General features: G+C 61.5%; 11 protein-coding genes. 8 read left to right on the plus strand and 3 right to left on the minus strand.

Annotated features, from left to right (window positions below; all coding sequences use genetic code 11):
• Positions 1-19: 19 nt before the first annotated feature.
• The 7 genes from LQV39_RS12085 to bamC all read left to right on the plus strand — a co-directional run bounded on the left by LQV39_RS12085 (position 20) and on the right by bamC (position 8,074).
• On the plus strand, positions 20-643 hold the full coding sequence (locus LQV39_RS12085; RefSeq protein WP_230025787.1) for an L-threonylcarbamoyladenylate synthase: 624 nt from the start codon (positions 20-22) through the stop codon (positions 641-643).
• A gap of 19 nt (positions 644-662) precedes the next feature.
• Complete coding sequence (locus LQV39_RS12090) at positions 663-1,316, plus strand: site-2 protease family protein (RefSeq protein ID WP_230025788.1); 654 nt, start codon at positions 663-665, stop codon at positions 1,314-1,316.
• A gap of 15 nt (positions 1,317-1,331) precedes the next feature.
• Entirely contained in the window at positions 1,332-2,531 is a 1,200-nt protein-coding gene (locus tag LQV39_RS12095; RefSeq protein WP_230025790.1) for a tryptophan--tRNA ligase, read from the plus strand.
• Entirely contained in the window at positions 2,531-3,091 is a 561-nt protein-coding gene (locus LQV39_RS12100; protein WP_230025792.1) for a bifunctional 2-polyprenyl-6-hydroxyphenol methylase/3-demethylubiquinol 3-O-methyltransferase UbiG, read from the plus strand. The genes LQV39_RS12095 and LQV39_RS12100 overlap by 1 nt, the downstream gene beginning before the upstream one ends.
• Before the next feature lie 1,113 nt (positions 3,092-4,204).
• Positions 4,205-5,902, plus strand: coding sequence for a group II intron reverse transcriptase/maturase (gene ltrA / locus LQV39_RS12105; protein ID WP_230025794.1), 1,698 nt, complete (start codon positions 4,205-4,207; stop codon positions 5,900-5,902).
• 118 nt (positions 5,903-6,020) lie between these two features.
• Entirely contained in the window at positions 6,021-6,914 is an 894-nt protein-coding gene (gene dapA / locus LQV39_RS12110) for a 4-hydroxy-tetrahydrodipicolinate synthase (protein WP_230025796.1), read from the plus strand.
• Between the two features lie 23 nt (positions 6,915-6,937).
• Positions 6,938-8,074, plus strand: coding sequence for an outer membrane protein assembly factor BamC (bamC, locus tag LQV39_RS12115; RefSeq protein WP_230026174.1), 1,137 nt, complete (start codon positions 6,938-6,940; stop codon positions 8,072-8,074).
• A gap of 153 nt (positions 8,075-8,227) precedes the next feature.
• On the opposite strand, the gene LQV39_RS12120 is transcribed toward bamC, so the two are convergent.
• From LQV39_RS12120 to LQV39_RS12130, 3 genes are all read right to left on the minus strand, one after another.
• Complete coding sequence (locus tag LQV39_RS12120; protein WP_230025798.1) at positions 8,228-8,512, minus strand: hypothetical protein; 285 nt, start codon at positions 8,510-8,512, stop codon at positions 8,228-8,230.
• Between the two features lie 239 nt (positions 8,513-8,751).
• Complete coding sequence (locus tag LQV39_RS12125; RefSeq protein WP_230025800.1) at positions 8,752-9,222, minus strand: hypothetical protein; 471 nt, start codon at positions 9,220-9,222, stop codon at positions 8,752-8,754.
• 4 nt (positions 9,223-9,226) lie between these two features.
• Complete coding sequence (locus LQV39_RS12130) at positions 9,227-10,348, minus strand: cupin domain-containing protein (protein WP_230025802.1); 1,122 nt, start codon at positions 10,346-10,348, stop codon at positions 9,227-9,229.
• Positions 10,349-10,427: 79 nt separating this feature from the next.
• Here LQV39_RS12130 and LQV39_RS12135 point away from each other — a divergent pair, with 79 nt between their 5' ends.
• Positions 10,428-10,970 (plus strand): peptidylprolyl isomerase, encoded by a 543-nt coding sequence (locus tag LQV39_RS12135; protein WP_230025804.1) that lies wholly within the window; start codon positions 10,428-10,430, stop codon positions 10,968-10,970.
• The last annotated feature ends 36 nt before the right edge of the window (positions 10,971-11,006 follow it).

Here is an 11,006-nt window from a genome sequence, read left to right on the forward strand (position 1 = left end):
TGGAGAAGACGAGCCGGCCATGACCCAATACTTCGAAATCCACCACGAGAACCCGCAACCGCGCCTGATCCGCCAGGCCGCCCAGATCATCCAGTCGGGCGGCATCGTCGCCGCGCCCACCGATTCGGCCTATGCGCTGGTCTGCCGCCTCGACGACAAGGCCGCGGTCGAAAAGCTGCGCCGGATCCGCGGCGTCGACGAGAAGCACCACCTGACCCTGCTGGTGCGCGACCTGTCCGAAATCTCGACCTATGCGCGCGTCGACAACCGCCAGTACCGCCTGCTGAAGGCCGTCACGCCCGGTCCCTACACGGTCATCCTCGACGCCACCCACGAGGTGCCGCGCCGCCTGTCGCACCCTTCGCGCAAGACCATCGGCCTGCGCGTGCCCGAGAACGCAATCCTGCTGGCGCTGCTGGAAGAACTGGGCGAAGCGCTGATCGGCACCACCCTGCAACTGCCCGGCGACGACCACATGCTGTCCGATCCGGAAGAGGTCAGGGAGCGCATTGGCAAGCAGCTCGACCTGGTGATCGACGGCGGCGCCGGCACCCTCGAACCCACCACCATCGTCGACCTGACCGGCGACGAACCGGTACTGCTGCGCGAAGGCCGCGGCGATCCGGCGGCGTTCGGGCTCTAGCGTCTGTTAAAATCCCCGTATGGATGAACAAATACGTAACCTCGCAGTCTATGCGCTGCCCGTTCTTTTTGCGATCACGATGCACAACGCCGCCCAGGCGTATGCCGCAAAATATTTCGGCGACATGACGGCTTTCGCGGCCGGCCGTGTCACCACCAACCCGATGGCCCACATCGATCCCTTCGGCACCGTAATTCTGCCGGCGCTGCTGTATCTGACCACCGGTTTCGCCTTCGGTTATGCCAAGCCGCTGCCGATCGACTACGGCCGCCTGCGCAAGCCGAAACGCGACATGGCCTTCGTCGCGCTGGCCGGCACCGCCGCCAACTTCGGCATGGCGCTGCTGTGGCTGCTGCTGGCGATGTTCCTCGAATACTTCGGCGTCAGCGAACCTTTCCCGAACCGGGTTGCCCAGGCAGGTGTCATCACCAACCTGGTGCTGCTGGCCTTTAACCTGCTGCCGATCCCGCCGATGGATGGCGGCCGCGTGCTGTTCAGCCTGCTGCCGAACAAGCTGGCGTATAAATTTGCGCGCATCGAGCCTTACGGCTTCTTCATCCTGCTGGGTCTGATGCTGCTGAAGCTGCTGCCTTACTGGGTGCTGCCGGTCATGGCGGTGGCGCAGATCCTGTTGCGGGTGATCGTCTACCCGCTGAGCGCCGTCCTCAGCTGATTCAAGCGGTTAGCCATGTTCCCCGACCGCGTCGTTTCCGGCATGCGCCCCACCGGGCTCATGCACCTGGGCCACTACCACGGGGCCCTGAAGAACTGGATCCGCATGCAGTCCGAGCTGCCCTGCCTGTTCTTCGTGGCCGACTGGCACGCCCTGACCACGCACTACGACGATCCGGGCATCATCGAAAAGAGCACCTGGGACATGGTGATCGACTGGCTGGCGGCCGGCATCGACCCTTCGCAGGCGACCCTCTTCATCCAGTCGCGGGTGCCGGAGCACGCCGAGCTGCACCTGCTGCTGGCGATGGCCACGCCGCTGGGCTGGCTGGAACGGGTGCCGACGTATAAGGACCAGATCGAGAACCTGGCCAACCGTGACCTCGCCACTTACGGCTTCCTCGGCTATCCGCTGCTGCAGGCCGCCGACGTGCTGATCTACCGCGCGACCCAGGTGCCGGTGGGCGAGGACCAGGTGCCGCACGTCGAGATGATGCGCGAGATCGCACGCCGCTTCAATCACCTGTACGGCAAGGAGCCGGACTTCGAGCAGAAGGCGCTGGATGCGGTGAAAAAACTCGGCAGCAAGCGCGCGCGCCTGTACACCGAGCTGCGCACCGCCTACCGGCAGGAAGGCGATGACGCCGCGCTGGAACAGGCGCGGGCGATGCTGGACGATGCCGGCAGCCTGTCGAACATCGACCGCGAACGCCTGTTCGGCTACCTCGAGGGCAGCCGCAAGATCATCCTGGTCGAGCCGCAAGTCAAGCTGACCGAAGCATCGCGCCTGCCGGGCCTGGACGGCCGCAAGATGAGCAAGAGCTATGGCAATGCGGTCTCGCTGCGCGAGGATCCTGCGTCCGTCACGAAGAAGATCCGCACCATGCCCACCGACCCCGCGCGCGTGCGCCGCAGCGACCCGGGCGACCCGCTCAAGTGCCCCGTGTGGCAGCTGCACGAGGTCTACTCGAGCGGCGCCACGAAAGACTGGGTCATGAAGGGCTGCACCAGCGCCGGCATCGGCTGCATCGAGTGCAAGCAGCCGGTGGTCGACGCCGTGCTGGCCGAGCAGGAGCCGATGCACGAGCGCGCCCAGCAATACCTGGACGACCCGACGCTGGTGCGCGCGATCGTCGCCGACGGCTGCGAGAAGGCGCGAAGGTTGGCCCAGGAAACCATGCGCGACGTGCGCGACGCCATGGGTCTCGGTTACTGATGCATAGCCTTGACACTGTTTCCCCCTGGGTCGCCCGCTGGGCGCCGCTGATCCGTCCGGGCCAGGCGCTCGACCTCGCCTGCGGCCGCGGCCGCCATGCGCGCCTGCTGGCCTCGCTCGGCCACGCCGTGACCGCCCTCGACCGCGATGCCCAGGCCCTGGCGGCGGCTGCGGGGCAGGGCATCGTCACGCTCCAGCACGACCTGGAAGCGCCAGGCGCCGCCTGGCCCTTTGCGCCGGGCAGCCTGGCCGGCATCGTCGTTACCAATTATCTGCACCGGCCGCTGTTCGGCCGGATCGCCGCGCCGCTGGCGCCGGATGGCGTGCTGATCTACGAGACCTTCGCCCGTGGGAACGAAATCTTCGGCAAGCCGTCGAACCCGGACTTCCTGCTGAATCCGGGAGAACTCTTGGCCCTCGTCGCGAGCGGCGGTTTGCGGGTGGTGGCCTACGAAGACGGCGTCGTCGAGTCGCCCAAGCCGGCGCGCGTGCAGCGCCTGTGCGCGGTGGGGCAGGGCTTCGACCTGGGGGCGGCCAGGCTCGATCGGGGGAATTTGTAACCGAGCTGTAACCGAACGGTTTATCTAAATGCGAAATGAACCATAACCTCGGGCTATCCAGTACAATCGAATTTTTAGTGCGACACGTTGAGTGTTGCCTGGACACAAAAGCTGGCCTTGTGCGTTTTGGCGAGCATTATTCTGAAGTTTCACTCTGAGAGAACCGTCTGGCGCTTCGGCTCCGACGCTTTATTCAGTTCCCTCTGGAACTGCACAATTGAGTTGTTGCCTCGCATTAATGGAGGTGACAGGTCGAGCCTTTGTCTGAAGTTGTAGCTTGATATTGGCAGGATGTAGCATTTTTGTCACTGTAGGCATTTTCGTAACAACTGCTTACAACATTCTTTGTGTCATGAGTGGAGCGGGGAGGCGTGCAACATGTCTCCTTGTCCAGAGCACCTCTGCTCTGTGATGCCTTGTTGTGTCCATGAATTATTTAGTGGTGCCACAACCAGATGTACGACCATCTGTAGCCTGGACTGAGCGTGCGTCACCGGTAACGGTGGGGTTCGAAGCCTCAGGAACACGTCCCACAGGAGCTTCTTACTGTCATGCGCCACGCGAGTGGAACATGGATACTGCCAGCAGCAGGCGGTTGCGGGGCAAGGCTAGTGCCGCATGGGTAAATTAACTGAACCATCGTGTGAACCCTCGTGACGATTGAAAGGCTTAAGCTGCTTGATGGCCTTAACCAAAAGGTACGTGACCGGTTGCCCTGATTGAAAAACAGAGCACGTCGTTGAACGGTCACCGGGGGAAAGATGGACCCTAAACGGTAGGTCGCGGGAGGTGGTCAAGTCCCGCGTCGGCATTGCAGGGAACGTGGTAAGCCCGTCTTCTCGCCTGTTCGGACAAAACACCGAAAGAGCAGGCAGGCGCGAGCTGTTGGGATAGCGGGTAGGGGGATCGTGGAAAAAGCGAAGGCCGGGCTGTAATGGTCCGGATAGGGATTCAAGATTTGTCCCGCCCGAAAGGGGGCAGACTTCCATGAGGTGTAGTAGTCGTTAGCATCTGTTCCGGCTTTGTAGTTATTTCATTGGACCCAGGAGGGAACACGTCATCCCTTCGGGGACGGCGTGCGGCCTCTGAAGTCATTGACTATGGAGGTACAGCATGGAAGTAACTGGCGGCATGATGGCCGGTTCTGCGTCCTCACACGTCGACAGGGATTGGGCAACGGTGGATTGGGGCTTAGTCCAGCGAAACGTGAGAGCCATGCAGGTCCGGCTAGCGAAGGCAACAGCGTCATGCGATTGGCGCAGGGTCAAATCCTTGCAACGGTCGCTGACCCGCTCGTTTTCTGCCAGAGCATTGGCAGTGAGACGAGTGACGGAGAACCGAGGCAAACGGACGGCAGGAGTCGACCGTGAGCTGTGGGACACGCCAGAGTGGAAGTATGTGGCGATATCCCGGTTGAAGAAGCGGGGCTACCACCCCTTGCCATTGCGTCGTGTGTACATTCCCAAGGCGAACGGAACGATGCGCCCGCTGGGGATTCCGACCATGCTGGACAGGGCAATGCAAGCGCTGCATCAGCTTGCTCTTGATCCGGTATTGGAAACGAAGAGTGACCCGAACTCGTATGGGTTCCGGCGATCTCGATGCACAGCAGATGCGATGTCCCAACTGTTCGTGAAAATGGCCCGGAAGATTTCAGCTGGATGGGTGCTCGACGCGGACATCGAGGGGTTCTTCGACAACATCAATCACAAGTGGCTACTTGAGCACGTCTGCATGGACAAGCTGATCCTGAAAAGGTGGCTGAAGTGCGGTGTGATTGACAAGGCAGGTTTGGCTGCAACAGTCGCTGGAACGCCGCAAGGAGGTGTCATTTCCCCGGCACTAGCGAACTGGACGTTGAACGGACTGGAAGCAGGCCTTACCGAACATTTCATCGGGAAGTGGGGCACGGTTCGGACCAACAAGCTCAAGCTCGGAGTCATACGGTATGCCGATGATTTCGTGATCACTGCGGACTCGAAAGAGCTGCTGGAAAACGAGGTCGTTCCCTGGCTTGAATCCTTCCTGGCGGAGAGAGGTCTCAGGCTCTCCAGGTCGAAGACGAGGGTCGTGCATATTGACGATGGCTTTGACTTCCTTGGCTGGAACTTCCGCAAGTACTCCGGGAAGCTGCTCATCAAGCCAAGCAAGAAGAACGTGAAAGCGTTCTATGACGAGCTGAGAAGAGTTGTCAGATCGATGGCGACGGCGACGCAGGAGGATCTTATCCGCGCGCTGAATCCCAAGCTGATGGGCTGGACGGCGTATCACAGCCCGGTCGTGGCAAAGGAAACCTTCTCGCGCATCGATGCGCTGCTGTACTGGCGTCTCGTGCGTTGGGCTAAGCGCAGGCACCCACGAAAGAAGAAGGACGACATTCGCAAGAAGTACTGGCGGACGGTTGAAGATCGAAATTGGGTGTTTGCCGTAAATGCAGCCAAGAAAGATGGTGCAGAAGATGTGCTAGAGTTATACTCGCTGTCTAGCACGCCCATATTAAGGCACTTGAAGATCAAGGGAGAATTTAACCCTTACGACCCGAAGGACGAGGCGTACCTGGAAGAGACCCTGCAAACGAGGATGAAGCGTAAAGCGGTATTCTTCAAGCGATGGGCTCGACTGTATCTCGACCAGCAGGGGAAGTGTCCGGTATGTGGCTTTGAGTTGACTGAGGAGGCGGATGTTCACCATATCGTCTACAAGGTGAACGGCGGCTCGGAAGCTCTCAGCAACAAAGTTCTGGTGCACCCGACTTGCCACAGGCAGATACACAGCCTAGGTTTGAAAGTTGTTAAGCCGGCTCCTGTATAGGAGCTTTTATTACACTCGAGCCGTGTGCGATGAAAGTCGCACGCACGGTTCTACGGGGGGAGGGGCCTGGTAACAGGCTCTTCCTACCCAACTTTATTAACGGCACGGTCCACTGATTATGATTAAGGGCAGCATAGTAGCAATCGTCACTCCGATGTTTGAAGATGGCAGTCTGGACAAGGACAGCCTTCGAAAACTGATCGACTGGCATGTTGCGGAAGGCACGGACGGCATCGTCATCGTCGGTACGACCGGCGAATCGGCGACCGTCAGCCCGGAGGAGCACTGCGAACTGATCAGGCTGACGGTCGAGCACGTCGCTGGCCGTATTCCGGTGATCGCCGGCTCGGGCGGCAACTCGACCGCGGAAGCGATCGCACTGACCCGCCATGCCAAGGATGTCGGCGCCGACGCCTCGCTGCAGGTGGTTCCGTACTACAACCGTCCGACCCAGGAAGGCATGTACCGGCACTTCAAGGCGATCGCGGAAGCGGTCGACCTGCCGGTGATCCTGTACAACGTGCCGGGCCGTACCGTGGCGGACATGAGCAACGAGACCGTGCTGCGCCTGGCGGCGGTGGACAACATCGTCGGCATCAAGGATGCGACCGGCAACATCGGCCGCGGGGCCGAGCTGCTGCGCGAGATCGACCGCTCCTTCGCCGGCGGCAAGCCCTTCGGCGTGTATTCGGGCGACGATCCGACGGCGATGTCGCTGATGTTCATGGGCGGCGCCGGCAATATTTCGGTGACGGCCAACGTCGCGCCGCGCGCCATGCACGAACTGTGTGAGGCGGCGATGGCGGGGCAGGTTGCCCGTGCCGTGGAAATCAATAACCGCGTGCTGTCGCTGCACGCGAAGCTGTTCGTAGAACCGAATCCGGTCCCGGTCAAATGGGCGCTGGCTGAAATGGGCAAGATGCCGGCGGGCCTGCGCTTGCCGCTGGCGCCGCTGTCCGCGCAATACCACGACACCGTCCGCGCAGCGCTGCGCGAATCGGGCGTACTTTGATAGCTTCAGACTCAGAACACATGATGAATCGCAAGATCAAGACTCACCACGCTACCCGCACCGTCGCCCTGACCGCCCTGGCACTCAGCCTGGCAGCGTGCACGACCGTGTTCGAATCGGACAAGGTGGACTACCGCGCCGCCAAGAAAGCAGCGCCGCTCGACATTCCGCCGGACCTGACCCAGCTCCAGAAAGACAACCGTTACGCCGTGCCGGATGGCCGCGGCGTCGCCACCGCCTCGGGCTTCCAGCAGGCGCGCGGCAACCCGGCTGCGCCGGTTGTGGCAGGCGGTACTGTCGGCCCGGTCTCGACCGATGCCGTGCGCATCGAGCGCGCCGGCAACCAGCGCTGGCTGGTGGTCAAGGAAACTCCGGAACAGCTGTGGCCGCAGCTCCAGGCCTTCTGGCCGAGCGTCGGCTTCGCGGTGGAAACCGAGAACGCCCAGACCGGCATCATGGAAACCAACTGGGCCGAGAACCGCGCCAAGATCCCGCAGGACATCATCCGCCGCACCATCGGCAAGGTCTTCGATTCGGCCTACTCGACCGGTGAGCGCGACAAGTTCCGCACCCGCCTGGAGCGCCGTCCCGACGGTTCGACCGAGATCTACATCAGCCACCGTGGCGCCGAGGAAGTCCTGGTCGGCCCGCAGAAGGAAACCACGACCTGGACCGTGCGTCCGAGCGACCCGGGCCTCGAAGCCGAGTTCCTGGGCCGTCTGATGGCCCAGCTGACCGGCGGCACCAAGCCGGCCGACGTCAAGCAGGCCACCGCCGCCGTCGTCAACGCCGCGCCGGAAGCCCAGCACGCCAAGCTGGAAAACGGCAAGGTTGTCGTCGACGAAGGCTTCGACCGCGCATGGCGCCGTGTCGGCCTGGCGCTCGACCGCGTCGGCTTCACTGTCGAAGACCGCGACCGCGTGCAAGGTATCTACTTCGTGCGCTACGTCGATCCGGACAAGGTCGCCAAGGAAGGCTTCTTCAGCAAGCTGTTCGGCAACGAAGACAAGAACAAGGAAGCCCAGCGCTACCGCGTGCTGGTCTCGGCAGTGCCGAATGCGACCACCACGGATGTCAGCGTGCAGACCAATGATGGCAAGCCGGAGACCTCGGAAACCGGCGCGAAGATCCTGAAGCTGCTGGCGGATGAGCTGAAGTAATCCGGTTCCGCTCCAGAGAAAAACCGGCCTGCTGGCCGGTTTTTTTATTGCCCGCGTAAATACGACATTCTCGTTTTTGCAGGAATGGCGTGGTGAATAGTACAGGCGTAAAAAAACCGGCCCGCAGGCCGGTTCTTTTTGAAGTAATGCAGATTACTTCGAAGCAGCCGGAGCAGCAGCAGCGGCAGCAGCGTCAGCAGCAGCCGAAGCGGCCGAAGCAGCAGCCGAAGCGGCCGAAGCAGCAGCGTCAGCAGCAGCCGGCGAAGCGGCGGTAGCGTCAGCAGCCGGAGCAGCAGCCGGAGCGGCGGTGGTGTCAGCAGCCGGAGCGGCCGGAGCGGTTGCTTCAGCAGCCGGAGCGGCAGCAGGAGCTTCTTCTTTCTTCGAGCAAGCAGCCAGAGCAACAGCCAGCAGGGAAACGATCAGCAGAGATTTTTTCATGGTTTTTCCTTAGTTAATTCAAAAGGGAAGTAGGTCTAATGCGATGAATAATTACCGGTAATTATCGCTCGTTAGGAATTACCGTAACGGAATCTTCCTAACCCGATATTATAGCCAAATTTACTGAATCGCAATAGAAAACACATGCTATCCTGAAACTATTGTAGGTAACAACAACATTCATATTGTTACAACTTGTAACAGTACCATATGTATCAGTTTCATAGGGAAATTCAGTATCAAAGGCCGGTCACGGTGGCGTGCAGGCCGGGCTGAGATTCCTCCCAGATTGCCGCAAAACGCTCACGCGGCACTTCCGTTTCTTGCGGCGCATCAAAGGCCGCTTCGCCCCGCAAATGGTCGCTGTGAAAGCGCCGCACCAGATGCACACCGTCCGCAATGCAGAAGGAGTCGGTGAGCTGGCGTATCCCGCGATTCGTGACCCGGCATTCGATCCGGTGACCATGTTCGCGCAACAGGCGCAAGAACCGCGGCCAGTTGCGCTCGATATGCCTGGGATCGTGCATCACGAGGCGCAGCGTACCACCACCGCGGAGGAAGCGGCGCAGGATTGCATCGGCGTCCGGTTCGCCCAGCACGAACAGCGAAAAATCCGGATCGAACAGCGCGAGCGAAGCCTGCGCGCGCTCCAGCACCGCGCGCTGCTGGCGCTGGAACTCGGCCCGGGTATCGAAGCGCAGGATCTCCATATGATCAGCCCAGCTCGAGCCAGCCGTCGGAATACCAGGTGTAGAGCGCTTCCAGCACGTCATCGGAACCCTGCTCCAGCATCGCGCCGCCCAGGCCGCGCTGGTTGGCGAGCACGTCGAGCACGGTCTTGTCGGCGCGGCCTACGGCAAAGGATTCGCCGTTGATGAACACGTGCTTGCCGCGGTACAACATCAGCGTCTTCGGCGACAGCTTCAGTCCACGCTTGGCGGCCTGCTCCATGAAGCGGCCGACGGTGAGCGGCTTGGCGACCGGGGTGAAGAACACATTGTGCTTGGGCTCGGACAGGTATTCGCCCATGAAGATGGTGACGTCTTCCTCGTCCCAGCGCACCTTGTTCAATTCTTCGGTGATGCTGCTCAGCATCTCCTTCGGGATCTCGGCCGGATTTTTGGCCGGCTGCAGGTCCGGATCGGCGTAGCGGCCCGGCAGGTCGATCGCGTCGGCCATGAACTGCAGGAAGGCTTCGCCCAGTTCCTGGAAGGAGGGCGAGCGGAAGCCGATCGAATAAGTCATGCACTCGCCTTCGGCCACGCCGTCGTGGGCGTAGTGGGGCGGCAGGTAGAGCATGTCGCCCGGCTCCAGCACGAATTCCTCTTCCGGCTCGAAATTGGCGAGGATTTTCAGTGGCAGGCCTTCGACCAGGCTCAGGTCCTGCTGGGCGCCGATGCGCCAGCGGCGCCGGCCCTGGGCCTGCAGCAGGAAAACGTCGTAGGAATCGAAGTGGGGACCGACGCCGCCGCCGTCGGTGGCGAAGCTGACCATCAGGTCGTCCAGGCGCGCGTCCGGCACGAAGCGGAACTCGCGCAGGAGTGCGTCGGCCCTGGGGTCGTGCAGGTTGATGCCTTGCACCAGCATGGTCCACTCGCGCTGGCTGCGCGGCGGCAGTTCCTGGAGCGGGCCGTGCTGCATGTCCCATTGGCCATCGGCGAGCGTCACCAGGCGCGATTCGACGTGGTTGAGCCTGGCCAGTTCGGCCAGTTTGTCGAACTTGAGCAGCGGCTTGAAATCGGGGATCGCCTGCCGGATCAGCAGCGGCTTCTTGTGCCAGTAATCGCGGAGAAACTGGGCGGGAGTGATGTTCCCGAGGAGCTGTAATTTTTTCATGCGACATTATAAACTGCCACTGAAAGGCAGCGTCGCGGCAGGGAGTATAATCCGAGCCTCAATCACGAAAGGAAGCGCAATGAAGATTGCCCAGAACACGGTGGTATCGGTCAACTACAAGCTGTCCGACGCCCAGAACAACCTGATCGAAGACGGCGCTCAGCCGATGGTGTACCTGCACGGCGGCTACGAAAACACGCTGCCGAAGATCGAAGAGGAACTGGACGGCAAGGAAGTGGGCTACTCGTCGACCATCCAGATCGAGCCGGAAGACGCCTTCGGCGACTACGACCCGAGCCTGCTGAAGGTGGAAGAGCGTTCGCGCCTGCCGGAACCGCTGGAAGTCGGCATGCAGTTCGAAGGCATGGCCGAGGGCAGCGACGAAGAGCCGACCATCTTCACCGTGACCGAAGTCGCGGACGACAAGGTCGTGCTCGACGGTAACCACCCGCTGGCCGGCATGGCCCTGCGCTTCGAACTGTCGGTGATCGACGTGCGCGCCGCCACCGAAGAAGAAATCGCCCACGGCCACGTGCATGGCGCCCATGGCCACCACCACGGCCATGAGGACATGGACGACGGCGAGGAAGGCGACCACTTCCGCAGCCAGCCGCTGAACTGATTCAGCGGATGTGAAAACGGGCCGCTGATTGCGGCC

Origin of the sequence: Massilia sp. Bi118 (genome assembly GCF_918697865.1) — a bacterium.
Lineage (GTDB): Bacteria > Pseudomonadota > Gammaproteobacteria > Burkholderiales > Burkholderiaceae_D > Telluria.